Origin of the sequence: Streptomyces sp. Qhu_M48, assembly GCF_051305195.1 — a bacterium.
Taxonomy (GTDB): Bacteria; Actinomycetota; Actinomycetes; order Streptomycetales; family Streptomycetaceae; genus Streptomyces.
In genome coordinates, this window is sequence record NZ_CP195432.1 from 6,144,077 (window position 1) to 6,169,167 (window position 25,091).

21 protein-coding genes are annotated in these 25,091 nt (G+C 73.1%); 6 read left to right on the plus strand and 15 right to left on the minus strand.

Annotated features, from left to right (window positions below; all coding sequences use genetic code 11):
- Positions 1-79: 79 nt before the first annotated feature.
- The 3 genes from ACRRSS_RS27445 to rimP form a co-directional block, all read right to left on the minus strand.
- A complete protein-coding gene (locus ACRRSS_RS27445) occupies positions 80-361 on the minus strand; it encodes a YlxR family protein (RefSeq protein ID WP_351909291.1) in 282 nt (93 codons plus the stop codon).
- A gap of 74 nt (positions 362-435) precedes the next feature.
- Positions 436-1,431 (minus strand): transcription termination factor NusA, encoded by a 996-nt coding sequence (nusA, locus tag ACRRSS_RS27450; RefSeq protein ID WP_435973762.1) that lies wholly within the window; start codon positions 1,429-1,431, stop codon positions 436-438.
- A 2-nt stretch (positions 1,432-1,433) separates the two neighbouring features.
- On the minus strand, positions 1,434-1,940 hold the full coding sequence (gene rimP, locus ACRRSS_RS27455) for a ribosome maturation factor RimP (RefSeq protein WP_435973763.1): 507 nt from the start codon (positions 1,938-1,940) through the stop codon (positions 1,434-1,436).
- Between the two features lie 168 nt (positions 1,941-2,108).
- On the opposite strand from rimP, the gene ACRRSS_RS27460 reads away from it, so the two are divergent.
- From ACRRSS_RS27460 to ACRRSS_RS27475, 4 genes are read left to right on the plus strand one after another with little or no spacing between them, the layout of a single operon-like run.
- Positions 2,109-2,657: a hypothetical protein gene (locus tag ACRRSS_RS27460; protein ID WP_435973764.1), complete on the plus strand. Its 549-nt coding sequence runs from the start codon at positions 2,109-2,111 to the stop codon at positions 2,655-2,657.
- Complete coding sequence (locus ACRRSS_RS27465; protein ID WP_435973765.1) at positions 2,654-3,088, plus strand: DUF4439 domain-containing protein; 435 nt, start codon at positions 2,654-2,656, stop codon at positions 3,086-3,088. Before ACRRSS_RS27460 ends, ACRRSS_RS27465 begins: the two co-directional genes overlap by 4 nt.
- Before the next feature lie 14 nt (positions 3,089-3,102).
- A complete protein-coding gene (locus tag ACRRSS_RS27470; protein WP_435973766.1) occupies positions 3,103-4,002 on the plus strand; it encodes an aminoglycoside phosphotransferase family protein in 900 nt (299 codons plus the stop codon).
- A 46-nt stretch (positions 4,003-4,048) separates the two neighbouring features.
- Positions 4,049-4,954, plus strand: coding sequence for a slipin family protein (locus ACRRSS_RS27475; protein WP_435973767.1), 906 nt, complete (start codon positions 4,049-4,051; stop codon positions 4,952-4,954).
- A 79-nt stretch (positions 4,955-5,033) separates the two neighbouring features.
- Here ACRRSS_RS27475 and ACRRSS_RS27480 read toward each other — a convergent pair whose 3' ends face one another.
- From ACRRSS_RS27480 to ACRRSS_RS27525, 10 genes are all read right to left on the minus strand, one after another.
- Entirely contained in the window at positions 5,034-6,734 is a 1,701-nt protein-coding gene (locus tag ACRRSS_RS27480) for a proline--tRNA ligase (RefSeq protein WP_435973768.1), read from the minus strand.
- A gap of 69 nt (positions 6,735-6,803) precedes the next feature.
- On the minus strand, positions 6,804-7,349 hold the full coding sequence (locus ACRRSS_RS27485; RefSeq protein WP_435973769.1) for a GNAT family N-acetyltransferase: 546 nt from the start codon (positions 7,347-7,349) through the stop codon (positions 6,804-6,806).
- Between the two features lie 28 nt (positions 7,350-7,377).
- Positions 7,378-8,223 (minus strand): GNAT family N-acetyltransferase, encoded by an 846-nt coding sequence (locus ACRRSS_RS27490; RefSeq protein ID WP_435973770.1) that lies wholly within the window; start codon positions 8,221-8,223, stop codon positions 7,378-7,380.
- A gap of 262 nt (positions 8,224-8,485) precedes the next feature.
- The gene (gene ispG, locus ACRRSS_RS27495; protein ID WP_351909271.1) at positions 8,486-9,643 is read right to left on the minus strand and encodes a flavodoxin-dependent (E)-4-hydroxy-3-methylbut-2-enyl-diphosphate synthase; all 1,158 of its coding nucleotides are present in this window, start codon (positions 9,641-9,643) and stop codon (positions 8,486-8,488) included.
- Between the two features lie 103 nt (positions 9,644-9,746).
- Positions 9,747-11,054: a M50 family metallopeptidase gene (locus ACRRSS_RS27500; RefSeq protein ID WP_435973771.1), complete on the minus strand. Its 1,308-nt coding sequence runs from the start codon at positions 11,052-11,054 to the stop codon at positions 9,747-9,749.
- Positions 11,051-12,301, minus strand: a complete 1,251-nt coding sequence (gene dxr, locus ACRRSS_RS27505) for a 1-deoxy-D-xylulose-5-phosphate reductoisomerase (RefSeq protein ID WP_435973772.1) — start codon at positions 12,299-12,301, stop codon at positions 11,051-11,053. The genes ACRRSS_RS27500 and dxr overlap by 4 nt, the downstream gene beginning before the upstream one ends.
- A 34-nt stretch (positions 12,302-12,335) precedes the next feature.
- On the minus strand, positions 12,336-13,571 hold the full coding sequence (aroA, locus tag ACRRSS_RS27510; RefSeq protein WP_435973773.1) for a 3-phosphoshikimate 1-carboxyvinyltransferase: 1,236 nt from the start codon (positions 13,569-13,571) through the stop codon (positions 12,336-12,338).
- Positions 13,572-13,804: 233 nt separating this feature from the next.
- On the minus strand, positions 13,805-15,727 hold the full coding sequence (locus ACRRSS_RS27515; RefSeq protein WP_435973774.1) for an acyl-CoA dehydrogenase family protein: 1,923 nt from the start codon (positions 15,725-15,727) through the stop codon (positions 13,805-13,807).
- Positions 15,728-15,932: 205 nt separating this feature from the next.
- On the minus strand, positions 15,933-17,378 hold the full coding sequence (locus ACRRSS_RS27520) for an aldehyde dehydrogenase family protein (RefSeq protein ID WP_435973775.1): 1,446 nt from the start codon (positions 17,376-17,378) through the stop codon (positions 15,933-15,935).
- 257 nt (positions 17,379-17,635) lie between these two features.
- Complete coding sequence (locus ACRRSS_RS27525; RefSeq protein WP_435973776.1) at positions 17,636-18,634, minus strand: EamA family transporter; 999 nt, start codon at positions 18,632-18,634, stop codon at positions 17,636-17,638.
- A gap of 174 nt (positions 18,635-18,808) precedes the next feature.
- Between ACRRSS_RS27525 and ACRRSS_RS27530 the strand changes: the two genes are divergently transcribed.
- Entirely contained in the window at positions 18,809-19,048 is a 240-nt protein-coding gene (locus ACRRSS_RS27530) for a hypothetical protein (RefSeq protein ID WP_435973777.1), read from the plus strand.
- Positions 19,049-19,331: 283 nt separating this feature from the next.
- On the opposite strand, the gene ACRRSS_RS27535 is transcribed toward ACRRSS_RS27530, so the two are convergent.
- On the minus strand, positions 19,332-20,885 hold the full coding sequence (locus ACRRSS_RS27535) for a PucR family transcriptional regulator (protein WP_435973778.1): 1,554 nt from the start codon (positions 20,883-20,885) through the stop codon (positions 19,332-19,334).
- Positions 20,886-20,969: 84 nt separating this feature from the next.
- Entirely contained in the window at positions 20,970-23,360 is a 2,391-nt protein-coding gene (locus ACRRSS_RS27540; RefSeq protein WP_435973779.1) for an ATP/GTP-binding protein, read from the minus strand.
- A gap of 354 nt (positions 23,361-23,714) precedes the next feature.
- Here ACRRSS_RS27540 and gabT point away from each other — a divergent pair, with 354 nt between their 5' ends.
- Positions 23,715-25,049 carry a 4-aminobutyrate--2-oxoglutarate transaminase gene (gene gabT, locus ACRRSS_RS27545; RefSeq protein WP_435973780.1) on the plus strand — a complete coding sequence of 445 codons (1,335 nt, stop codon included), beginning with the start codon at positions 23,715-23,717 and terminating at the stop codon, positions 25,047-25,049.
- The last annotated feature ends 42 nt before the right edge of the window (positions 25,050-25,091 follow it).

Here is a 25,091-nt window from a genome sequence, read left to right on the forward strand (position 1 = left end):
GAGTGCTCATCGCAATCTCGACCTACTTCCAACTCGCGAGGTACCTGACCGCACGGTGTATCCGTGCCGTTCTTCTTCTTCACTGCGGTGTCGGCCGCTCGACGTGGTGACGGAGTTCCGCGGTGTCGAGCGGACCCTGGACCTTGAAGGCCCTCGGGAACGCTCGGCGGCGGACCGCCAGGTCGAGACAAGCCACGGCGGGGTGCAGGTACGCACCCCGGCCGGGCAGCGTACCGCGATGATCAGGGACGCACTCGTCCTTGGTCACCACGATCCGCAGCAGATCGCTCTTGGCCGCTCGCTCCCGGCACCCCACACAGGTTCGCTCAGGGCACGCGCGGGCATGCGTCCGGCCAGACACGATTAAGTCTACCTCCCCGTACCGACCTCACCTGTTTGGGGCAAGAATCGAACAGTTGTTGGCCAAAAACGGTCTCAGTCCTGCGGACCGTCCGGCTCCGTGTCCGGCCGGATGTCGATCCGCCAGCCGGTGAGGCGCGCGGCCAGGCGGGCGTTCTGGCCCTCCTTGCCGATCGCCAGCGACAGCTGGTAGTCCGGCACGGTCACCCGCGCCGAACGGGCCGCCATGTCCACGACCTCGACCCGGGAGACCCGAGCCGGGGAGAGGGCGTTCGCCACCATCTCGGCCGGGTCGTCCGACCAGTCGACGATGTCGATCTTCTCGCCGAGCAGCTCCGCCATCACGTTGCGGACCCGGCTGCCCATCGGGCCGATGCAGGCGCCCTTGGGGTTCAGGCCCGAACGGGTGGAACGGACCGCGATCTTGGTGCGGTGACCGGCCTCACGGGCGATGGCCGCGATCTCGACCGAACCGTCGGCGATCTCCGGCACCTCCAGGGCGAAGAGCTTCTTCACCAGATTGGGGTGCGTACGCGAAAGGGTGACGGACGGACCGCGAACGCCCTTCGCCACCCGGACGACGTACGTCCGCAGGCGCAGACCGTGCGTGTAGTCCTCGCCCGGCACCTGCTCCTGCACCGGGAGGATGGCCTCCAGCTTGTCATCGAGCCGGACCAGGACGTTCTTCGGGTCCTTGCCCTGCTGCACGACACCGGCGACGACATCGCCCTCACGGCGCGCGTACTCGCCGAAGGTCACGTCGTTCTCGGCGTCCCGCAGGCGCTGCTGGATCACCTGGCGGGCGGTGCTCGCCGCGATCCGGCCGAAGTCCGACGGGGTGTCGTCGAAGTCCTTGGGCTCCTGGCCCTCCTCCAGCTCGGAGGGGTCCTCCTTCGCCCACACGGTCACGTGACCGGTGAGCCGGTCCAGCTCCACGCGCGCGTGGCGGCGGGCGTCCGGGGTGCGGTGGTAGGCGATGAGGAGGGCCGACTCGATCGCCTCGACCAGCAGGTCGAAGGAGATCTCCTTCTCATGCGCCAAGCCCTTGAGCAGCTTCACGTCGATGTCCACGGCTACGCCTCCTCTTCCTTCTTGTCCTTGCGGTTGAACTCGATCTCGACACGCGCCTTGACGACATCGGCGAACTCGACCCGGCGGGCGGTGGACTTGCGCCCCTTCACGCCCGGCACTTCGAGATCGAGGCCCTTCTCGTCCACGGCGAGGATCCGCGCGACCAGCTCTTCGTCGGCACCGTCGACGGACAGCTGGAGCTTGACCAGCCGGCCGGTGGCCCGCACGTAGTGGCGGTGCTGCGTCAGGGGGCGGTCCGCGCCGGGGGAGCTGACTTCGAGGACGTACTCGCCCTCGCCCATCGCCTCGGTCTCGTCGAGCTTCTCGGAGATCGCGCGGCTCAGCTCGGCGCACGCGTCCAGCTCCACGCCCTCGTCCGAGTCGACGACGATCCTCAGCAATCCGCGGCGGCCGGCCCGGGACACCTCGATCTCTTCCAGATCCAGGTCCTTCGCGTGGACCAGCGGCTCCACGAGTCCGCGCAGCCTGTCGCTCTGGGTGGTGCTCATCCGGGTGACTCCTCGGCCGCGTGTGCTGTTGTGGGTTCGTCGCGTGTCAGACCAAAGGGTATCCGGTCCCGGAGGGTGTTGCCGTCCACCGCCCCGGGGCCCGCGGGTACGCTCGCCTGCGGTGATCCCGACGATCTTCGACGACTTACCACGGCTGAGGGAGAGAGCGTGACGACGACGGGCAGGCGCGCACTCCTGACGACCGGGGTCTCGGCCGCCGCCGCGGCGGTGCTGGCGGGCTGCACCACCTCCGAGAAGGCCGGTCCCCGGAAGCCGAGCGCGGCCGAGCGCGAGGCCGTGCGGGCGGCGCGCGCCGAGGCCGCGCTGCGACTGCGCTCCGTGACCGCCTCCCGGTCCCTGCTGGAACGTTACGACGCGACGCTCGCCGCCCACCCCGCGCTGGCCGGCCGACTGGCCCCGCTGCGACGCTCGGTGGCCGCGCACACCGAGGCCCTCGGGGAGGGCGGTACGAGCGTGCGGCCCGCGACGGCCTCCCCGGCGCCGACCGCTCCGCGGAAGGCCGCCCCCTCCCCCGTACCCGTCGCGGCCGATCCCGGGGCGGCCCTGAAGGAGCTCGCCGAGGCCGCGCGCACGGCCTCCGAGGCGCACACCACCGCCCTGCTCGCCGCCCCGCCCGAGTACGCCCGGCTGCTCGCCTCGGTGGCAGCCGCCGGCGCCGCGCACGCCTACCTGCTGACCGAAGGAGCACGGGCATGAGCGCCCTCGACGCCACCCAGGCCGCACTGGCCGCCGAACACGCGGCGGTGTACGGGTACGGGGTGGTCGGCGGCCGGATCGGCGCGGAGCGGCGCGCGGAGGCCACCGCCGCCTACCAGGCCCACCGGGCCCGCCGGGACGCGCTGCGCAGGGCCGTCCGCGATCTCGGCGGCACGCCGGTGGCGGCGGAGGCCGCGTACGAGCTGCCGTTCCGGGTGGCCGACCCGGCCGGGGCCGTCCGGCTCGCGGCCGTCCTGGAGGACCGCGTGGCCGGGGTCTACTCCGACCTCGTCCGGGCCTCGGAGGGCCCCCGGCGGCGCGAGGCGGCCGCCGCGCTCAGGGAGGCGGCGGTACGAGCCGTCCGCTGGCGCGGCGGCGACGTAACCTTTCCTGGGCTCGCCGAACGGGTCCCCGCCCCGCCCCGACCTTAAGGAACAACGTACGCATGGGTTTCGAACCGCCGCAGCGACTGGTCAGGACGCTCGGTGAGACGTACGGGGACGCCGCGGCGGCCGAGTGGCTCGGAGAGCTGCCCGGCCTCGCCGACCGGGCCCTCGGCCACGCGTCCCTGGAGACCGAGCGGGTGATGGCCCCCGGCGGACGGAGCAGCCTGGTCGTCCTCGTCAGGCGCTCCGACGGCACCCCCGCCGCCCTCAAGATCGCGCCGCCGTTCGCCCGGCCGGAGCTGGAGCGGGACGCGCTCGCGCACTGGAACGGCTGGGGCGCGGTACAGCTCCTCGACGGGGCCGGGGACGGCGCGCTCGTCCTCGAACGACTGCACCCCGAGGTCTCCCTGCGCTCCCTGCCGGAGGCGAAGGCGCTCCTGGAGGCGGCCGGGACCGTGCGCAAGCTGTGGGTCGAACCCCCGGCCGCGCACGACTTCGAGACGGTGGCCGAGCGGACGGCCCGGCAGGCCGCGGCGATGGTCCCCCACCGGTCGCGGGCCGCGACCGCGGAGCTGACGACGGCGGCGCTCGCGGCCCGCGAGGAGCTGGTGGCGGGCGACGCGGAGACGCTGCTGCTGCACGGGAACTTCCGGCAGGGCAAGGTCCTCGCCGGCGACCGGGCGCCCTGGCTGGCCGTCGGTCCCGAGCCGCTGGTCGGTGAGCGGGCCTACGACCTCGCCCGGCTCGTACGGGACCGGGTCGAGGACCTCGTCGCCGCCTCCTCCGGGGCCTCGGCGGCCCGGCGGCGGGTCAGCAGACTGGCCGACTCCCTGGACCTGGACCGGGAGCGGCTGCGCGGCTGGACCCTGTTCCGCGCGGTCGAGTCGGGGACCCGGGCGCTCACGGCGGGGCGGCGGCAGGACGCGGAGCTGCTTCTGGAGTTCGCGAGCTGGCTGTAGGGGAATACCCTTTCTGTACCGTTCGGCTCGATTCCAGGGGGCCGTGATGATCGAAGAACTGCTGGCCGCGCTGGCCGGCGCGGCGGCGGCCACCGCCGTCTACGCGGGCGCGGCGGCGCGTGTCGTGAAGCAGTACGAGCGCGGGGTCGTCTTCCGTTTCGGCCGGCTGCGCGACGACGTCCGCCCGCCCGGCTTCACGATGATCGTTCCGGTGGTGGACCGCCTCCACAAGGTGAACATGCAGATCGTCACGATGCCCGTGCCCGCGCAGGAGGGCATCACCCGGGACAACGTGACCGTCCGGGTCGACGCGGTCGTGTACTTCAAGGTCGTCGACGCGGCGGACGCGCTGGTGCGGGTCGAGGACTACAAGTTCGCGGTCTCGCAGATGGCCCAGACCTCGCTGCGGTCGATCATCGGCAAGAGCGACCTCGACGACCTGCTGTCCAACCGGGAGAAGCTCAACCAGGGTCTGGAGCTGATGCTCGACAGCCCGGCGATGGGCTGGGGCGTCGCGATCGACCGGGTCGAGATCAAGGACGTGTCCCTGCCGGAGACGATGAAGCGTTCCATGGCGCGGCAGGCGGAGGCGGACCGGGAGCGGCGCGCGCGGGTCATCAACGCGGACGCGGAACTCCAGGCGTCGAAGAAGCTGGCGGAGGCGGCGGGGGTGATGTCGGCCCAGCCGGCGGCGCTGCAGCTGCGTCTGCTGCAGACCGTGATGGCGGTGTCCGCCGAGAAGAACTCGACGCTGGTCCTGCCGATTCCGGTGGAACTGCTGCGGTTCCTGGAACGGGCGGCGCCCGCCCCCGGACAGGCGGAGGCGGAGGCGGGATCGCCGCCACACCCGCTGAGCGAGGCGTATCTCAGGAGCCGGGCGACGCTGGCGGACCCGATCGAGGACCTGACGGGCTCGTCGGTGGAACCGGCGCTTCACGAGGACGGCGCCTGAGCCCTGACGGGGGCTCGGCGGGGTGCGCGCGGAGGGGCGGGGCCTCAGGGCCCCGCCCCTCACGTCACGCGGTGTGCTGTCAGGAGGTCAGCGCGGCGAGGGCCTCCTCGACCGTCACTTCCTCGCGCTCGCCCGTGCGGCGGTCCTTCAGCTCGACGATGCCCTCCGCCGAGCGGCGGCCGGCCACCAGGATCTTGGGGACGCCCATGAGCTCCGCGTCGGTGAACTTGACGCCCGGGGAGACGCCCGCGCGGTCGTCGACCAGGACGCGGAGGCCGGCGGCGGCCAGCTTGTCGGAGACCTCCAGGGCCAGCTCGGTCTGGAGGGCCTTGCCGGCGGCGACGACGTGGACGTCGGCCGGGGCGACCTCGGCCGGCCAGCACAGGCCCTTGTCGTCGGCGGTCTGCTCGGCGAGCGCGGCGACGGCGCGCGAGACGCCGATGCCGTACGAGCCCATGGTCACGCGGACGGGCTTGCCGTTCTGGCCGAGGACGTCGAGCTTGAGGGCGTCGGCGTACTTGCGGCCCAGCTGGAAGATGTGGCCGATCTCGATGGCGCGGTCCAGCTTCAGGCCGGTGCCGCACCTGGGGCACGGGTCGCCTTCCTGCACGACGACCACGTCGACGTACTCGGAGACCTCGAAGTCACGGCCCGCGACGACGTTCCTCACGTGCGTCGCGTCCTTGTTGGCGCCGGTGATCCACGCGGTGCCCGGCGCGACGCGCGGGTCGGCGAGGTACGTCACCTTCTCCAGGCCCTGCGGACCGACGTAGCCGCGGACGAGGTCGTCGCGCTCGGCGAAGTCGGTCTCGGTGACCATCTCGACGGTCGCGGGGGCGAAGTGCTCCTCGACCTTGCCCAGGTCGACCTCGCGGTCGCCGGGCACGCCCACGGCGACGATCTCGCCGTCGACCTTCACGAGGAGGTTCTTGAGCGTGGCGGAGGCCGGGACGCCGAGCGAGGCGGCGAGGGTCTCGATGGTCGGGGTGTCGGGGGTGGGGATCTCCTCGGCGGCCGGGACGGCGGAGCCGTCGACCGGCGCGAGCTCGTAGGAGACGGCCTCGGTGTTGGCGGCGAAGTCGCAGTTCGGGCAGTCGGCGAAGGTGTCCTCGCCGGCCTCGGCCGGGGCGAGGAACTCCTCGGACTTCGAGCCGCCCATCGCGCCGGCGGTGGCGGCCACGATGCGGTAGTCGAGGCCGAGGCGCTCGTAGACCCGCTGGTAGGCCTGGCGGTGCAGGGCGTAGGACTGGGCGAGGCCCTCGTCCTCCGTGTCGAAGGAGTACGAGTCCTTCATCAGGAACTCGCGGCCGCGCAGGATGCCGGCCCGGGGGCGGGCCTCGTCGCGGAACTTGTTCTGGATCTGGTACAGGATGACCGGCAGGTCCTTGTAGGACGAGCACTGGTCCTTGACCAGGAGGGTGAAGATCTCCTCGTGGGTGGGGCCGAGGAGGTAGTCGCCGCCCTTGCGGTCCTGGAGGCGGAAGAGCTCGGCGCCGTACTCGTTCCAGCGGCCGGTCGCCTCGTACGGCTCACGGGGCAGCAGGGCGGGGAGGGAGACCTCCTGCGCGCCGATGGCGTCCATCTCCTCGCGGACGACGCGCTCGACGTTGGCGAGGACCTTCTTGCCGAGGGGCAGCCAGCTCCAGATGCCGGCGGCGGTGCGGCGGACGTAGCCGGCGCGGACGAGGAGCTTGTGGCTGAGGACCTCGGCGTCCGCCGGGTCGTCGCGCAGCGTCTTCGCCATCAACTGGGACATGCGCTGGACCGGTGCGTTGGCCATGGTTCTCGTACTCCTACGGGACTGACGGTGATGGGCCGAGGTTAGCCGGGCGGGCCCGCGTCGGAGAAATCAGTTCCGGCGAAGCAGCGGCAGGGGCGCGCCCATCACGGCGTACGGGCGGGCGGCGCTCGGGAAGTGCACCTGGCGGGCGAGGTCCTGGTAGCCGAGGGAACGGTAGAGGCCTCGGGCCGGGCTGTCGGTGTCGATCGCGGAGAGGATCGAGCGCGGTTCGGCGGCCCCGTCGGTGATGGTGGTGATCAGCTCGCGGCCCACGCCGCGCCCCTGGTGGGCGGGGTGGACGTGGAGTTCGGTGATGACGAAGGAGTCGTGGAGCCAGTCGGCGGTGCCGGTGGAGCGCAGGTACGCCTCGACGACGGTGGACCACCAGTGGGTGCGGTCGTTGGGCATGCCGTACACGAAGCCGACGAGCGCCCCGTCGGGGGTGGTGGCCCCGTAGGCGCGGGCGCCGGGGCTCAGCAGGTGGCGCAGCACGATGTGGCGGCGTACGGCGATCTCGTCCTCGTCCAGACCGAAGGCGACCGCCTGCACGGCGAGCGCCTCGTCCACCCGGGCGGCGAGATTGACCGGTCCGATCTCGACCTCTGCGTCATCCATGCGGCGCACCCTACAAGTGGCCGGGGCCTCAGAACAGCACGCTCATGAAGGCGCCGGTCTCCTCGAAGCCGACGCGGCGGTACGAGGCCCTCGCGGGGGTGTTGTAGTCGTTCACGTACAGGCTGACCACGGGTGCGATGTCGGCCAGGGCGTACTGGAGGACGGCGGCCATGCCCGTCTCGGACAGGCCCTTGCCGCGGTGCTCGGGGGCGACCCAGACGCCCTGGACCTGGCAGGCCAGGCGGGTGGCGGCGCCGATCTCGGCCTTGAAGACGACCTTGCCGTCCTCGATGCGGGCGAAGGAGCGTCCGGCGCCGACGAGTTCGGCGACCCGGGCCTGGTAGAGCAGGCCGCCGTCGTTGGCGAGCGGGGAGACGCCGACCTCCTCGGTGAACATGGCCACGCAGGCGGGCATGATCACGTCCATCTCGTCCTTGCGGACGCGGCGGACGAGCGGGTCGGGCGCGACCGTGGTCGAGGGCGCTTCGGCGACCATCAGCGGCTGGCGGGCGCGGACGTCCCGCGCGGGGCCCCAGCTGGGCTCCAGGAGCCGCCACAGCTCGGTGGTGGGTTCGGCGGGGCCGACGATCGAGGAGCAGCGGCGGCCGACCCGGCGGGCCCGGTCGGCGAAGGCGCGGACGGCCTCGGGAGTCGCGCAGAGCGGCACCAGGTTGGCGCCGGAGTAGCAGAGGGAGCGCAGCCGGCCCTCGCTGTACCAGCCCCACATCTCGCCGCCGAGGCGCCAGGGGTCGAGTCCGGCGACCTGGACGCGAGCGGTCACGAAGGCGTTCTCGACGGGGGCGCTCTCCAGGACGGCGAGTGCGGCGCCGAGGTCGGCGGGTTCGAGGACCCGGGTGGCGGGTTGTGTCAACACGAGGGGGCCTCACCGTACGGTTCTGCTGGTGTTTGGCACTCTACCCGGAGGGCTGTGGGACCCGCCTTTGACAGCGGAAAGCCCCGCTGCCCGAGGGGGCGGCGGGGCGGTCGGGGCGAGTGAGCCGAAGGGGCGCGCCGGGGGAACGACCCCGAGCGCGCGGAGGCCCGTGAGGAACGAACGGGTCGAGCACGGCCGGGGTCGTTCCCCCGGCTCCAGCGCCCCGGAGGCGAACCGAGCCCCAAAAAAGGGGGGCCGTGGCTCAGCCGGCGACGGCGACCGACGGCTCGCCGCTGGCGACGCCGTCCTTCTCCATCTGCTCGGCGATCTTCAGGGCCTCTTCGATGAGGGTCTCGACGATCTTCGACTCGGGGACGGTCTTGATGACCTCGCCCTTGACGAAGATCTGGCCCTTGCCGTTGCCGGAGGCGACGCCGAGGTCGGCTTCGCGGGCTTCACCGGGGCCGTTGACGACGCAGCCCATGACGGCCACGCGCAGCGGGACGGTCATGCCGTCGAGACCGGCGGTGACCTCCTCGGCGAGCTTGTAGACGTCGACCTGGGCGCGGCCGCAGGACGGGCAGGAGACGATCTCCAGGCGGCGCTGGCGCAGGTTCAGCGACTCCAGGATCTGGATGCCGACCTTGATCTCCTCGGCCGGCGGCGCGGAGAGCGAGACGCGGATGGTGTCGCCGATGCCCTGGGAGAGCAGCGCGCCGAAGGCGACGGCCGACTTGATGGTGCCCTGGAAGGCCGGGCCCGCCTCGGTGACGCCGAGGTGCAGCGGGTAGTCGGACTGGGCGGCGAGCTGACGGTAGGCCTCGACCATGATGACCGGGTCGTTGTGCTTGACCGAGATCTTGATGTCGCGGAAGCCGTGCTCCTCGAAGAGGGACGCCTCCCAGAGGGCGGACTCGACGAGCGCCTCGGGGGTGGCCTTGCCGTACTTCTTGAGGAGTCGCGCGTCGAGCGAGCCCGCGTTGACGCCGATACGGATCGGGGTGCGGGTCTCGTTGGCCGCCTTGGCGATCTCCTTGACCTTGTCGTCGAACTGCTTGATGTTGCCCGGGTTGACGCGGACGGCCGCGCAGCCCGCGTCGATCGCCGCGAACACGTACTTCGGCTGGAAGTGGATGTCGGCGATCACCGGGATCTGCGACTTCCGCGCGATGACCGCGAGTGCGTCGGCGTCGTCCTGGGTCGGGCAGGCCACGCGCACGATCTGGCAGCCGGAGGCGGTCAGCTCGGCGATCTGCTGGAGGGTGGCGCCGATGTCGGACGTGCGGGTGGTGGTCATCGACTGCACGGAGACGGGTGCGTCACCGCCGACGGCCACGGTGCCGACCTGGATCTGGCGGCTCTTGCGCCGCTCGGCGAGCCGGGTGGGAACGGTCGGGATACCGAGAGAAATCGCGGTCATCTTCTGTGCAACCTCAAGGTTGTGCGTCGGCGGGCTCAGGTCTCCGAGGTTACCGCCCTGGGGGCGGGGGGCCGGACACCACGGGTTCCGGCCCCCCTGGGGGCTACGTCAGCTTCACCGGGTTGACGATGTCGGCGGCGAGGACGAGCAGCGTGAAACAGACGAAGACGCCGGCCACCACGTACGCGGCGGGCATCAGCTTGGCCACGTCGAACGGGCCGGGGTCGGGGCGCCGGAAGATCCGGGCCGTGTGGCGGCGGACGGACTCCCAGAGGGCGCCCGCGATGTGGCCGCCGTCGAGCGGCAGCAGCGGGAGCATGTTGAACAGGAACAGCGAGACGTTGAACATCACCAGGATGTTCATGAAATAGACGAGGATCCGCTCGGGCGGGGCCTCGACGGTCATGAGCTCACCGGTGATCCGGGCGGCGCCGAGGACACCGACCGGGGAGTCGTCGGCGCGCTCGCCGTCGCCGAAGGTGGCGTCCCAGAGGCCGGGGATCTTGCCGGGGAGGGCGACGACCGAGTGGACGCCGGTCTCCAGGAGATCGCCCATGCGGTCGGTGGTCTCGACGAAGGTGAGGGGCGCGACCTCGGTCTTGGAGGCGAAGCCGAGGTAGCCGGCGTCGATGTAGGACACCGGCTGGACGACCTCGCCGTCCTCGTCCTTCCTGGGCACCTTGTTGGAGACGAGGGTGGGGTGCAGGTCGACGCGCTGCCCGGCCCGCTCGACGGTGATCGTCGCGGGGCCGATGGTGTCGCGGATGCGGTCGGAGAGGGTGTCCCAGTCGCCCACCGGCGCGCCGTTGAAGGCGACGATCCTGTCGCCTTCCCGCAGGCCCGCCTTGAACGCCGGGGAGACCGGGTCGCTCGTGGCGCACTTCTCGCGCTTCTCGCTCTGCTCGATGACGCACTTCTGGACGCCGGCGACCTGGGTCGTCTGGCCCTCGATGCCCAGGGTCATCATCGAGCCGAAGAACAGCGCGGCCGCCAGGACGAGGTTCATGAACGGTCCGGCGAACATCACGATCACGCGCTTCCACGGCTTGCGCGTGTAGAAGAGCCGGGTCTCGTCGCCGGGCTTCAGTTCCTCGTACGAGGCCTCGCGGGCGTCCTCGATCATCGAGCGCCAGGGCGAGGTGGAGCGGGCCTCGATGCGGCCGTCGTCGCCCGGCGGGAACATGCCGATCATGCGGATGTAGCCGCCGGCCGGGATGGCCTTGATGCCGTACTCGGTCTCGCCCCGCTTCTTCGACCAGATGGTGGGGCCGAAGCCGACCATGTACTGCGGCACGCGGATGCCGAAGAGCTTGGCCGTGGAGAGGTGGCCGAGCTCGTGCCAGGCGATGGAGACGAGGAGGCCGAGGGCGAAGAGCACGATGCCCAGGGCGTACAGGAGCATTTCGTTCATGCGCGGGCCTCCGCTGTTGCCTTCGCTGCGAGCTCTCGGGCCCGGGCGCGCGCCCAGGTCTCCGCTTCGAGGACGTCCGGGACCGTGAGCGGGGTTCCCCCGCCGGGCGTTCCGTGCTCGGTGACGACGGCGGTGACCGTGTCCATGATGCCGTTGAAGGGCAGGCGCCCGGCGAGGAACGCCTCGACGCACTCCTCGTTCGCCGCGTTGAAGACGGCGGGGGCGGTGCCGCCCAGCTCGCCGACGTGCCGGGCGAGTCCGACGGAGGGGAACGCCTCGGTGTCCAGGGGGAAGAACTCCCAGGTGGAGGCCTTGCTCCAGTCGAAGGCGGGGGCCGCGTCCGGGACGCGCGCGGGCCAGCCGAGGCCGATGGCGATCGGGCCGCCCATGTCGGGCGGGGTGGCCTGGGCGAGCGTGGAGCCGTCCGTGAACTCCACCATCGAGTGGACGTACGACTGGGGGTGGACGACGACCTCGATGCGCTCGAACGGGATGTCGTAGAGCAGGTGGGCCTCGATGACCTCCAGGCCCTTGTTGACCAGGGTCGCGCTGTTCACCGTGATCACCGGGCCCATCGCCCAGGTGGGGTGGGCGAGCGCGTCCTCGCGGGTGACGTCGGCCAGCTGCTCCCGCGTACGGCCGCGGAAGGGGCCGCCGGAGGCGGTGACGACCAGCTTGCGGACGTCGGCGCGGGTTCCCGCGGCGAGTGCCTGGAAGAGGGCCGCGTGCTCGGAGTCGACCGGGATGATCTGGCCGGGCTTCGCGAGCGCCTTCACCAGGGGGCCGCCGACGATCAGCGACTCCTTGTTGGCGAGGGCGAGGGTGCGGCCGGCTTCGAGGGCAGCCAGGGTCGGCGCGAGGCCGATGGAGCCGGTGATGCCGTTGAGTACGGTGTGGCACGGCGAGGCGGCGAGCTGGGTGGCGGCGTCGGCGCCCGCCAGGAGCTCGGGCAGCGGCTCGGAGCCGTACAGCGCCGTCAGCGCGTCACGCAGCTCCGGCAGCGCCTCCTCGCGGGCCACGGCGACCGCGGCGACCTTGAGCCGGTGCGCCTGCTCGGCGAGCAGTCCGATCCGGCCGCCGGAGGCGGCCAGGGCGGTCACCCGGAAGCGGTCGGGGTTGCGCAGCACCAGGTCGATGGCCTGGGTGCCGATGGACCCGGTCGAGCCGAGGACGACGATGTCCCGGCGTCCTTCGGAGACGTCGAAGGCGATATGGGGATCGGCGAGAGGAGAGGGGCGGTCGCTCATGCCCCCCATTCTTGCCGCAAACGCCGCGCGGTCCTCACGGGGTGTGGACAAACGTGTCGAAGACCCGGTGGAAGTCGGGGAACGTCTTCTTCACACAGCCGGGGTCGTCGAAGGTGACACCGGGCGTGCGCAGGGCCGTGACCGCGAAGGACATGACGATCCGGTGGTCGCCGTGGGTGGCGATCTCGACGGGCCCGGTGGGCGTCCCGGGGTGGATCTCGATCCAGTCCGGCCCGGTGCGGACGGTGATGCCGAGGCGGCGCAGGTTCTCGGCGCACGCGTCGAGGCGGTCGCACTCCTTGACCCGGGTGTTGGCGACGTCCTCGATGCGGACCGGCCCGTCGGCGAAGGGCGCGAGCGCGGCGAGGGTCGGCATGGTGTCGGAGATGTCCCGCATGTTGACCGTGAGGCCGCGCAGGACGCCGGTGGAGCGGACGGTGGTCCCGGTGTCGGTGATCTCGACGTCGGCGCCCATGCGGCGCAGCACCTCGACGAAGCCGAGGTCTCCCTGGAGGGCGCCGGTGCCGAGGCCGGGGACGGTGACGGAGCGGCCGGGTTCGAGGGCGGCGGCGGCGAAGAAGTAGCTGGCGGTGGAGGCGTCGGGCTCGATGCCGTACGTCCGCGCCCGGTAGCCGGTGGGGGCGACCCGGTAGGTGCGCCCCTCCCGGCGGATCTGGGCGCCGAAGCTCCGCATCATCGCCAGGGTGATCTCGACGTACGGCTCCGAGACCAGGTCGGTGACGGTGATGTCGAGGCCCTCGGCGGTGAGCGGGCCCAGCATGAGCAGCGCCGTCAGGTACTGCGAGGACTGCCCGGCGTCCAGGGTGAGCGCGCCGCCCTTCACGCCGTGGGCGTGGACGGCGAGCGGATGGTGGCCCTCCTCCCCGCCGTGCCGCAGATCGACGCCGAGGGTGCGCAGGGCCTCCATCAGCGGGGCGAGCGGTCGCCTCCGCATCTGGGCCGAGGCGTCGAAGCGGTACGTGCCGTGGCCCGCGGCGGCGAGGGTCGGCAGGAAGCGCGCGGTGGTGGCGCCGTCGCGGCAGTAGACCTCGGCGGTGTCCGCGCCGGGGCCCGCGGGGCGGCCCTCGACGTGCCAGGCGCCGGGCTCGCGGCGGACCGCGTAGCCGAGGGCGGTGAGGCCCTCGGCGAAGCCCTCGGTGTCGTCGGAGGCGAGGGGCCTGAGGAGGGTCGTCGTGCCCTCGGCCGCGGCGGCGAGGAAGAGCGCGCGGGCGGTGACGGACTTGGAGCCTGGGATGTCGATGACGGTCACGGGGCCATGGTGCCGTGGCCTGCGGCGCGGGGGCGGGGCGGTCCGGAACGTGGACGACGCGCTGTGCGACGCACCGCCACGCCCGGGGCCCTGGCCACACCCGCCCCGGCCTGGCGCCGTGCAACGGAGGGGGCGGGAGGCCCCGGCGCCCCGCAACGGGGCGGAGGGGGCCGCCCCGGGGCTGGCGCCGTGCGACGGCTCGGACCCGCCCGCCCGCGTGGGGGCGACCGCCGTCAGGGAATTCTTCTGTGGACGTTGTCGGATGTCGCGGGGCCCGGGGTCGCGTCCGCGATCCAGGGGCCCTCCCCGCTCGGGTCGACGATCCCCGCCTCCAGCCACGTGTAGCGGCCGGCGAGGACGCCGTCCACGACCCGTCGGTCGAGGTCGTCCGTGTTGGACCAGAGGCGCCCGAAGAGCTCCTCGATCCGCAGTCGCGCCTGTCGGCAGAAGGCGTCCGCGAGCTGCTGCGCCTCGCGGCCGTGGTCGCCGGTGGTGCGGAGGAGTTCGGCCCGCACGCACGCCGCGCTCATCGCGAAGAGCTCGGCGCCGATGTCGACGATCCGGCCCAGGAAGGCCTGCTTCAGCTCCATCCGGCCCTGCCAGCGGGACATCGCGTAGAAGGTGGACCGGGCGAGCTTGCGGGAGGTCCGCTCGACGTACCGGAGGTGGACCGCGAGGCCGCCGAACTCCCCGTACGCCCCCGGTCGCTGTCCCGGTCCGGCGACGAGTCCGGGCAGCCAGCGGGCGTAGAAGCCACCGGCCCGCGCACCGGCCCTCGCCTTGTCGCCGAGGGACTTCCCGGGGTCGATGAGGTCACCGGCGACGGAGAGGTGCGCGTCGACGGCCTCGCGGGCGATCAGCAGGTGCATGATCTCGGTCGAGCCCTCGAAGATCCGGTTGATCCGCAGGTCGCGCAGGATCTGTTCGGCCGGTACGGCGCGTTCGCCGCGGGCGGCGAGCGAGTCGGCGGTCTCGTAGCCGCGCCCGCCCCGGATCTGTACGAGTTCGTCGGCGATGAGCCAGGCCATCTCGGAGCCGTACAGCTTGGCGAGGGCGGCCTCGATCCGGATGTCGTTGCGGTCCTCGTCGGCCATCTGCGAGGCGAGGTCGACGACCGCCTCCAGGGCGAAGGTGGTGGCCGCGATGAAGGAGATCTTGGTGCCGACGGCCTCGTGCCGGCCGACCGGGCCACCCCACTGCTCACGGACGCCCGCCCATTCACGGGCGATCCTCAGGCACCACTTCCCGGCGCCCGCGCAGACCGCGGGGAGCGAGAGGCGGCCGGTGTTGAGGGTGGTGAGGGCGATCTTGAGGCCGGCGCCCTCGGGGCCGATGCGGTGGGCGGCGGGCACGCGCACGCGGTGGAAGCGCGTGACGCCGTTCTCCAGGCCGCGCAGGCCCATGAAGGCGTTGCGGTGCTCGACGGTGATGCCGGGCGAGTCGGCCTCCACGACGAAGGCGGTGATGCCGCCGGGGTGCCCCGCGGAGGCGGGGACGCGGGCCATGACGACGAGCAGGTCGGCCACGACGCCGTTGGTCGTCCAGAGCTTCACCCCGTCGAGGACGTACGCGTCCCCCTCGGGCACGGCGGTGGTGGCGAGGCGCGCCGGGTCGGAGCCGACGTCCGGCTCGGTGAGGAGGAAGGCGGAGATGTCCGTACGGGCGAGCCGGGGCAGGAAGGCGTCCTTCTGCTCCTGGGTGCCGAAGAGTTTCAGCGGCTGCGGTACGCCGATCGACTGATGCGCCGAGAGCAGGGCGCCGACGGCGGGGCTGGCGGAGCCGACGAGGGCCAGGGCCCGGTTGTAGTACAGCTGGGTGAGGCCGAGGCCGCCGTACTTCCGGTCGATCTTCATCCCGAGCGCGCCCAGCTCCTTGAGCCCGGTGATCGTCTCGTCGGGGATGCGGGCCTCGCGCTCGATGCGGGCGCCGTCGATCCGGGTCTCGCAGAACGTGCGGAGGGCCGCGAGGAAGGCCTCGCCGCGCCGGGCGTCCTCGTCCGCGGGGAGCGGGTGGGGATGGACGAGGTCGAGCCGGAAGCGGCCGAGGAAGAGCTCCTTGGCGAAGCTGGGCTTGCGCCAGTCCCGCTCACGGGCGGCCTCGGCGGTCTGCCGGGCCTCGTGCGCGGTGACCTTGGGCCGCTGGGTGGGTGCGGACATGGACGCCTCCTCGGTCTCTCTGTCCGTCGTACCCGATTTCGGCGGGTACCGACAGGCGGAGGACGGCCGGCAGGGCCGGACGCGCGGTGCGGGGTCCGGGACGGCGAAAGGCGGCCCGGGCCCCCGCACAGTGGGTCCGGACCGCCTGGTCTCGCGGTCGTACGCGGCGCACGCCCTACGGGGCGAGGCCGTCAGGAGGTACGCCTCAGAGGGCGAGGCCCGTCAGGACGAGGACGCGCTCGTAGGTGTAGTCGTCCATCGCGAACCTGACGCCCTCGCGGCCGACGCCGGAGCGCTTCGCGCCGCCGTACGGCATCTGGTCGGCGCGGTAGGAGGGGACGTCGCCGACGATCACGCCGCCGACCTCCAGGGCCCGGTGGGCGCGGAAGGCGGCCTGCAGGTCGTGGGTGAAGACACCGGCCTGGAGGCCGAAGTCCGAGTCGTTGACCGCGGCGAAGGCCTCGGCCTCGCCGTCGACCCGGGCGATGGTCAGCACCGGGCCGAAGACCTCGGCGCGGGCCAGGGTGACGTCCGCCGGGAGCTCGGTGAGCACGGTCGGCGCGTAGGTCGCGCCCTCGCGCTTGCCGCCCACGAGGAGCTTGGCGCCGGCCGCGACGGCCTCGTCGACCCAGGCCTCGACGCGCTGCGCGGCGGCCTCGTCGACCAGCGGGCCGACGTCGGTGGCGGCGTCGGACGGGTCACCGGTGACCTGGGCCTCGACGGCGGCGACGATCTTCGGCAGTAGGCGGTCGTGGACCGAGGAGTCGACGATCACGCGCTGGACGGAGATGCAGGACTGGCCGCCCTGGTAGTTGGAGAAGGTGGCGATCCGGCTCGCCGCCCAGTCCAGGTCCTCCTCGGAGGACCAGTCGGGGAGGACGACGGCCGCGGCGTTGCCGCCGAGCTCCAGGGTGCAGTGCTTGTGCGGCACCGACTCCTGGATGGCGTATCCGACCTTGTCCGAGCCGGTGAAGGAGATGACCGGGAGGCGCTCGTCCTTGACCAGGGCGGGCATGCGGTCGTTCGGCACGGTCAGGATCGACCAGGAGCCGGCCGGCAGGTCGGTCTCGGCCAGGATCTCGCCCAGGATCAGGGAGGAGATCGGGGTCGACGGGGCCGGCTTGAGGATGATCGGGGCGCCGACGGCGATGGCCGGGGCGACCTTGTGGGCGCTGAGGTTCAGCGGGAAGTTGAACGGCGCGATGCCGAGGACGACGCCCTTGGGGATACGGCGGGTGAGGGCGAGGCGGCCCGCGCCGCCGGCCTCGGTGTCCAGGCGCTGGGCCTCACCGGCGTTCCAGCGGCGGGCCTCCTCGGCGGCGAAACGGAAGACGGAGACGGCACGGCCGACCTCGCCGCGGGCCCACTTGATGGGCTTGCCGTTCTCGGCGGAGATCAGCAGGGCGATCTCCTCGGTGCGCTCGGCGAGCCGCTTCGACACGTGGTCGAGGGCGGCGGCGCGGACGTGCGCCGGGGTCGCGGCGAACTCGTCGACGACGGCGTGCGCGGCGGCGACGGCCTCCTCGACCTGGGCCTCGGTGGGCACGCTGACCTTGCCGACCAGACGTCCGTCGAAGGAGTTCGTGACGTCGAAGGTGGCCTCGCCGGTGGCCTCGCGGCCGGCGAGCCAGAAGGCGTGGGTGGTCGTCATTGCGTCCCGGCCCTTTCCGTTTCGGGGAGCGAGCGATTGCTCTCGTGCCACGGTAGGGCCGGGAGGGCGAAGGAGCGTTTGTCCGGTGTGGAGTGGTGAGGGTGAACCGCTGTCCGCTTTGGCCGAACGGGGGCGGGCGGACTGGGTGGGCGGGCGGGCGGTGGACGCGGGGCGGGGGACGCCGGACGGGGCGGCCGGGCAGGGGCTGCCGGATGCCGGGCGGTTCGATGCCGACCGGCCGGATGCCGGGCGGCCGGTCAGCCGCGCCGTTCCGTCGAGACGATGAGGCAGACGCCGCCCACGACGATCGCGCCGCCGAGGACGATCGGCCACGACAGGGCCTCGTTCAGGACGAGGGCGCCGAGGGCGACGGCGACGACGGGGTTGACGTACGCGTACGTGGCGACCAGCGAGAGCGGCGCGGCCTGCAGGAGCCACGCGTACGCGGTGAAGGCGATCAGGGAGCCGAAGACGATCAGGTACGCGAGCGCGACCCAGGAGCGGCCCGAGATCGCGCTCGGGTCGAGACCGTGCCGCTCGCCCCGGAGGAGTCCGACGGCGAGACCGCCGAGACCGCCCGCGATCATCTCGTACGCGCTGGCCGTGAAGGGGTTCGCGGGCATGGGGAGGCGGGCGGACGAGAACGAGCCGACGGACCACAGGAGCGTCGCCACGACGACGAGGACGACGCCGCCGACCCTCACCTCACCGCTGAGTCCCGGGAGCGTGAGCACGGCGAGTCCCACGAGGCCGAGGGCCACACCGGCGAGCCCGCCCGCCGTCGGCCGCTGCCCGGACGCGGCCTTCAGGACCACGACCCAGGCCGGGACGACGGAGATGAGGAGGGCGGCCAGGCCGGACGGGATGGAGGTCTCGGCGAGGACGACGAGACCGTTGCCGCCGAGGATCAGGAGCAGACCGATGAGGACGGCCGAGCCGAGCTGGCGGCGGGAGACCTTGAGCGCGGCGGGGCCCTGGCGCCAGGCGATGATCCCGACGAGGAGCAGGCCGGCGGTGACGAAGCGGACCCCGGCGGAGAGGAACGGCGGCATCGTCTCGACGACGATCCGGATGCCGAGGTAGGTGGAGCCCCACACGACGTACACGATGCCGAGCGCGGCCCACACGGCACCGGTGATCCGGCGGGCGGCGGGCACGGCCGGGGTGACGGGGGTACGGGGGTCGGAAGCGGCCCGGTACGCCTCGGGGACGGCCGGGGACGCCTCGGGGGCCGGATCGACGGCGGGGCTTGTCATGAGCAGGAGAGTAGGGAGTCAGGGGGCGGTTGACCAAGAGAATTGCCCGAGTTCGGGCAGGCCGGGGCGGTTGGGCGGCCTGCTGGGGCCCGGTCCGGGCGATGGCAGGATGTCCGGACCACGGTGGAAGAAGACGCCGGGGTGGGGACACGTCTGGGACACATGGGGGAAGACATGGTCGTGATCGCTTTGACCGGCGTCCTGCTGCTCACCGTCGGAGGGTGCGTCTGCGTGGTGTGGGCGGCGCGGGGCGGTCCGCGCTGGGTCCGCGGCGTGGCCGCCGTGACGCTGGCGATCGGCCGCGTCCTGCGCGACAGCAACCGGCGGCGGGGCCGCCTCGGATCGAACGGCGACGGGAACAGCGGGACCTGGGGCGGGGGCTCGGACGGCGGGGGCGGGGGCTCGAACGGCTGACGGTCCCGGACGGGCCGGCTCGGACGGGCCGACTCGGACGGCCAGGCGCGCGCCCGGACGGGCCCACTCGGACGGCCAGCGGGCCCCGAGCAGACCCCCACCGGACGGCCAGCGCGCCCGAGCAGACACCCACCGGACGGCCAGCGCGCCCGAGCAGACCCCCACCGGACGGCCAGCGCGCCCGAGCAGACACCCACCGGACGGCCAGCGCGCCCGATGAGACCCCCACCGGACGGCCGGCGAGCTCGCTGGCCTCCTCGGACGGCCGGCGGGCCCGGGCGGCCTACTCCGCGCCCTCCCCCGTCGCCTTCAGCGCGAGCCACAGCTCCATGCGGACGTCCGGATCGTCCAGGGAGCGGCCGAGGATCTCCTCCACCCGCCGCATCCGGTAGCGCAGGGTGTGGCGGTGGACGCCCAGGTCGGCCGCCGCCGCGTCCCACTGACCGTGCCGGGAGAGCCAGGCCCGCAGCGACGCGACCAGATCGCCGCGGCCCGTGGCGTCGTGGTCCCGGAGCGCGCGGAGCATCCCGTCGGCGAAGGCGCGGACGGCGTCGTCGGCGAGGAGCGGCAGGACCGAACCCGCCGCCAGGTCCTCGTGCTCGACGAGCGCCTTCCCGCGCCGCCTGGCCACCGAGAGCGCCTGCTCCGCCTGCTTGTACGCCGCTGCGGCCGTGATCGGACCGGCCGGGGCCGACAGCCCGATGGTGACGCCTGCGTCCTCCGCGTCCCGTTCCGCGTACCCCTCGCAGGCGGTGACGACCGCGCCCCCGTCGGCGGCGAGGACGACGAGCCGCTGCTCGCTCTCGGGGACGGCGAGCACCGCCTCGCCCGCGCGTGCGGCCGCCGCCTCCAGGGCCTCGGCGAGCACCGGGAGCGGCGGTTCGCCGGTCGTGTCGCCTCCGGCGGGTTCGGCGACGAGGAGCCGGAAGGGGGCGTCGAGCAGCCCGCCGTAGACGTCGCCGGCCACCGCGCGCGCGTGGTCCGGCTGCCCCGCGAGCATCAGCTTCAGGACCGCGGCACCGAGCCGCTGCTCGGCCGCCTGGAGGGAACGGGAGCGCTCCGTGGTGAGGGTGAGCAGGGCGATCGCCGAGTGCACGGCGTACCGCTCGGCCGTACCGAGGGGAGCGCCCGTGCCCACCGCGAGGGCGCCGCGCACCCGGCGTCCCGTCCCCAGCGACTGGAGCTCCACGCGGTCGTCCGTGCCGCCGACCACGGCGCTGACCGGCGCGGGCCGGTCACGCAGCCGCTCCACGTCGGAGGTGAGCCGGGCGGCCCGGCGTGCCGCCCAGTCGGGCGAGACGGCGACGACGGTGCCGGAGGTGTCGTACAGCGCGGCCCAGCCGTCGACGTGGGCGGCGAGCCGGGCGACGACGGCCTCGGGGCCCTCGGCGAGCGCGGCCCTGGTCAGCTCGCGCTGCACCTCGAAACCGGCGGTGACGGCCCGGTACTGGTCGGCGGAGATGGCCGCGGACACGGCCTTGCTGATGGCGAGGAAGGGGGTCCGGCGCGGTACTTCGAGCAGGGGCAGATGCTCCTCGCGGGCCGCGTCGAGGAGCGCCCTCGGGATCTCCTCGTGGTTGACGCCGACGGCGAAGCCGAGCCCGACGACACCCGCGCCGAGCAGCCGTCGTACGTAACGGCGCATCGCCTCCAGGTCCTCGGCATCGAGGGTGAGCGCGGTGGTGAGGAGGAGTTCGCCGCCCTCCATGTACGGGACGGGGTCGGCGAGCTCGCTGACGTGCGCCCACCGGACGGGGGTGTCGAGACGGTCCTCCCCCGCGCGGACGACGAGCTTCAGGGAGGAGTGCTGGACGAGCGAGGCGAGGGTGGGCGGCATCTGGGGACCGTCGGACCTTTGAGCGAGGGGGCGCCACCCAGCCGAGCGGCGCCCCCGATTGTGCCAGGGCCGGAAAGGACCCGCTCAGCCGCGCAGGTCGACCAGGAGGGGTGGCGTGTGCTCGCCGCGTACATGGGTGAGGGAGAGGACGGCGTGGCCGGGCGGGACGGAATGGGCGAGGTCGGAGGCCGACCACCGCTGCCGCTCCACCTCGCGCACGGTGACGGCCTCGGTGGTCACGGCCTTGCCCGTCACCAGCTTGCGCAGGGCGTGGAAGGCCCGGGTCATCGGCTGGTCGGCGAAGACGGTGTGGTGGGCCACCTCCGTGGTCTCCACCCGTTCGGTGCCCCACGCCTCGGCGAAGGCCCGGCCGTCCCAGGTGGGCAGGCCCGCCAGGGCCATCCGGCAGCCGACCGCCGCGAGGAGCGGCCCGTGCAGCGGCTCGGGCACCTCCGCGAGGGTACGGAGGGCGAGGACGACGGCCGCCCTCTGCGGGCGCAGTCGCTGCAGCGCCCGCACGGTCCCGGGCGTGAGCGCGCTGGCCGCGTCGTCCAGGACCAGGAAGGCGACGTGGCCGCGCTTGGAGGGGTCCCGGGTGACGGACTGGAACTGGGCGAGGACCAGTCGGTTCAGGAGCCGCGCCGCCTCCTCCTGGCCGCCCTCCGGCAGGCTGATCCGCACCCGCATCGGGTGTTGGGCGACGGCCGCGAGGGAGAAGGGCCGCACCTCGCTGCGGCCGCCGAAGAAGTCGGCGAAGACGGGCCGGTCGAGGGCGGCGAGCCGGTCGGCGAGGACGGGTCCCAGGTCGGTCGCGGTGCCGATCTGCCGGATCCGGGACTCCAGCTCGCGGCGCATGGCCTGGGCGCCGTCGGCGGGCAGCAGGCCGAGCAGGTCGGTCAGGGTCTCGGCGCGGGCTTCGAGCAGCTCGCGCAGGACCGGGACGGTCGGGAAGTGCCCGTGCGCCGACCGGTATGGGCCGATGAGCTGCGCGAGGACGGTGGCGGCGCGCCGGGTCTCCACGCCCTCCAGGTCGCCGACGAGCCCTTCGGCGAGGAGGCCGGCGGCCTCGTCCGGGTCGGTGACCCCCGCGTACAGGTCGAGGTCGTAGCGGGAGGCGGGGTCACCGAGCCGGACGACGACGTCGTAGGCCTCGTCCGTACCGAGGGGGGCCGAGGCCCCGCCGACGGCGACGACGGCGCAGGCGCCGGTCAGCGCCTGGAGGGTGAGCGCCTCGACGACGGGGGCGACGAGGGCGCGGGTCTTGCCCGCGCCGGAGGGGCCGACCGCGAGGAGGGAGGTGGCGAGGAGGCCGCGGTCGAGCGCCACACCGGCGCCGTGGTAGGCGTGCGGGGTGCGCTCGCCGGGCACGTACCGGCCGATCCGCACCTGGTCGACGAGCAGGTCGTGGGTGGCGGCGCGGTGGGGCAGGTCGCGGTCGCCGGAGGGGTGGGCGCCCAGGGCGGCCCCCTGTTCGACGAGCGTCGTGACGAGGGCGGCCCGGCGGCCCGCGTCCCGGTCCGTCTCCTGCCAGGCGCGGCGGACCCGAGCGCAGTCGACGTCGTTCATCCGCCCGGTCGCCAGTTCGCCGACGAGCACGTCGGCCGCGCGGTGCTGACCGGCTTCGCGCAGCTCCGGCCACTGGGAGAGGGGGACGCCCGGAGCGGCCTCGGGGGCCGGGGTGCCCGCCCCGGCGGCGCGGGCGCGCCGGGCGCGGTAGAGGGCGGGCCATTCGCCGACGCGGGCGAAGGGCAGCACGACGAGCGCGGTGATGAGCGCGTACAGCGGATAGACGAGGAAGGGGGATTCCAGGACGTCGTAGCCGCCCCCGACGAGGGACACGAGGGAGAACACGGGCATGACGACGGGGAGCGGCTCCCAGCCGAGGCCGAAGGCCTCCGGCCAGACGAAGGCCAGAGCGATCAGGGCTCCGGCGCCCGCGAGCGCGGCGCGGACGGGTGCGCGGAACCGGCCGAGATAGAGGCGGACGATCTTGCCCCAGGAGCCGAGCGCGGCGATCGCGCAGACGAGCCCGACGAAGACGACGCCGCCGAACACCTCGTGCGCGGCTGTTCCGTGCCAGTCCCGTGGCGCGGTGGTGCCGTGGTACCACCAGTCGCCGGGGGTGAGGGTCTGGAGGACGGCGTACATGTACGGAAGGGTCCCGCGCCGGTAGGCCGACCAGATGAGCAGGCCGACGGCGACGGGGATGAGCATCCCGGCGACGGTGGCGGGCGCCAGGCGCGCGGGCGCGGGGGGCGGCGGGGGGACGTGCCGGAACCGCCAGACGCCGAGTCCGGCCGTGGGCCGGGGGGCGTCCAGCCAGTCGACGACGGGGGGCCGCGCCCCGGGTGCCCCGGCCGGCCGGGGCGGAGCGGCGGGCGGAGGGGGCGGGGTGTGCGCGGGGACGGGCGGGTGCCCCGCGGCGGGCGGTACGGACGGGGGGCGGACGGCCGGCGGGCCCGCCGGTCGTGGCACCACCCCTCCCCTGGTCTCACGTGACTCGTACGTGCCGTCCGTCTCCATGAACCCCTGCCCCCTGACCAGTCAGGTCGATGCGTCTGCGCATCGTCAATCTAGTGGGCCCGCACCTCTCCGGAGGGGATTCGACCACCCGTACGGCCGATCACGGGGAGGCACGCGGCGGCGGGATCGGTGACCGTCCGGCCACCACCTCGTCACCCCCCGCCCACCCCTCCACCGCCACCCTGTCCATCCCGGACAACGACACACCCCCCAACACTCCCTATCGGCGCATGCCACCGTGCCTCCCCCACGCCTAGCCTGCGAGGAAACCCGCAAGTGCGTCCAGAACACCCCCAGGAGCCCCGCATGAACGCTGTCCCGCAGGAGCGGCGCGTCGTCACCGCCATTCCCGGTCCGAAGTCGCAGGAGCTTCAGGCCCGTCGGCTCGACGCGGTCGCCGGTGGCGTGGGCTCCACGCTGCCCGTCTTCACGAAGCGGGCCGGCGGCGGCATCATCGAGGACGTCGACGGCAACCGTCTGATCGACTTCGGTTCCGGCATCGCCGTGACCTCGGTCGGCGCCTCCGCCGAGGCCGTCGTGCGCCGCGCCTCCGCGCAGCTGCAGGACTTCACCCACACCTGTTTCATGGTGACGCCGTACGAGGGGTACGTGGAGGTCTGTGAGGCGCTCGCCGAGCTGACCCCGGGCGACCACGCCAAGAAGTCCGCGCTGTTCAACTCGGGCGCCGAGGCCGTGGAGAACGCGGTCAAGATCGCCCGTTCGTACACCAAGCGCCAGGCCGTCGTCGTCTTCGACCACGGCTACCACGGCCGTACGAACCTGACCATGGCGCTCACCTCGAAGAACATGCCGTACAAGCAGGGCTTCGGTCCGTTCGCCCCCGAGGTGTACCGCGTGCCGGTGGCCTACGGCTACCGCTGGCCCACCGGTGCCGAGAACTGCGGCCCCGAGGCCGCCGCCCAGGCGATCGACCAGATCAGCAAGCAGATCGGCGCCGACAACGTCGCCGCGATCATCATCGAGCCGGTCCTGGGCGAGGGCGGCTTCATCGAGCCGGCCAAGGGCTTCCTGCCGGCGATCGTGAAGTTCGCCAACGACAACGGCATCGTCTTCGTCGCCGACGAGATCCAGTCCGGCTTCTGCCGCACCGGCCAGTGGTTCGCGTGTGAGGACGAGGGCGTCGTCCCGGACCTCATCACCACCGCCAAGGGCATCGCGGGCGGTCTGCCGCTGGCCGCCGTCACCGGCCGCGCCGAGATCATGGACTCCGTCCACGGCGGCGGTCTGGGCGGCACCTACGGCGGCAACCCGGTGGCCTGCGCCGCCGCGCTGGGCTCCATCGAGACGATGAAGGAGCTCGACCTCAACGCCCGGGCGAAGAACATCGAGTCGGTCATGAAGGCCCGCCTGGCCGCGATGGCCGAGAAGTTCGACGCCATCGGCGACATCCGCGGCCGCGGTGCCATGATCGCCATCGAGCTGGTCCGGGACCGCGGGACCAAGGAGCCGTACGCGGAGGCCGCCGCGGCCCTCGCGAAGGCCTGCCACGCCGAGGGTCTGCTGGTCCTGACCTGTGGCACCTACGGCAACGTGCTGCGTTTCCTGCCGCCGCTGGTCATCGGCGAGGACCTGCTGAACGAGGGTCTCGACATCATCGAGAACGCCTTCGCCCAGATCTGACGCGCCTCCGTGGGGACCACGGTGTGAAGACTCTGTGGGGGG

Bases quoted from the DNA above. Each gene is read 5' to 3' on its own strand.
- ispG (WP_351909271.1), bottom strand. From the start codon at position 9,643: ATGACCGCGATTTCTCTCGGTATCCCGACCGTTCCCACCCGGCTCGCC.
- ACRRSS_RS27475 (WP_435973767.1), top strand. From the start codon at position 4,049: ATGATCGAAGAACTGCTGGCCGCGCTGGCCGGCGCGGCGGCGGCCACC.
- ACRRSS_RS27480 (WP_435973768.1), bottom strand. From the start codon at position 6,734: ATGGCCAACGCACCGGTCCAGCGCATGTCCCAGTTGATGGCGAAGACG.
- ACRRSS_RS27465 (WP_435973765.1), top strand. From the start codon at position 2,654: ATGAGCGCCCTCGACGCCACCCAGGCCGCACTGGCCGCCGAACACGCG.
- ACRRSS_RS27515 (WP_435973774.1), bottom strand. From the start codon at position 15,727: ATGTCCGCACCCACCCAGCGGCCCAAGGTCACCGCGCACGAGGCCCGG.
- ACRRSS_RS27530 (WP_435973777.1), top strand. From the start codon at position 18,809: ATGGTCGTGATCGCTTTGACCGGCGTCCTGCTGCTCACCGTCGGAGGG.
- ACRRSS_RS27470 (WP_435973766.1), top strand. From the start codon at position 3,103: ATGGGTTTCGAACCGCCGCAGCGACTGGTCAGGACGCTCGGTGAGACG.
- ACRRSS_RS27525 (WP_435973776.1), bottom strand. From the start codon at position 18,634: ATGACAAGCCCCGCCGTCGATCCGGCCCCCGAGGCGTCCCCGGCCGTC.
- rimP (WP_435973763.1), bottom strand. From the start codon at position 1,940: ATGAGCACCACCCAGAGCGACAGGCTGCGCGGACTCGTGGAGCCGCTG.
- ACRRSS_RS27500 (WP_435973771.1), bottom strand. From the start codon at position 11,054: ATGAACGAAATGCTCCTGTACGCCCTGGGCATCGTGCTCTTCGCCCTC.
- gabT (WP_435973780.1), top strand. From the start codon at position 23,715: ATGAACGCTGTCCCGCAGGAGCGGCGCGTCGTCACCGCCATTCCCGGT.
- dxr (WP_435973772.1), bottom strand. From the start codon at position 12,301: ATGAGCGACCGCCCCTCTCCTCTCGCCGATCCCCATATCGCCTTCGAC.
- ACRRSS_RS27485 (WP_435973769.1), bottom strand. From the start codon at position 7,349: ATGGATGACGCAGAGGTCGAGATCGGACCGGTCAATCTCGCCGCCCGG.
- ACRRSS_RS27520 (WP_435973775.1), bottom strand. From the start codon at position 17,378: ATGACGACCACCCACGCCTTCTGGCTCGCCGGCCGCGAGGCCACCGGC.
- ACRRSS_RS27535 (WP_435973778.1), bottom strand. From the start codon at position 20,885: ATGCCGCCCACCCTCGCCTCGCTCGTCCAGCACTCCTCCCTGAAGCTC.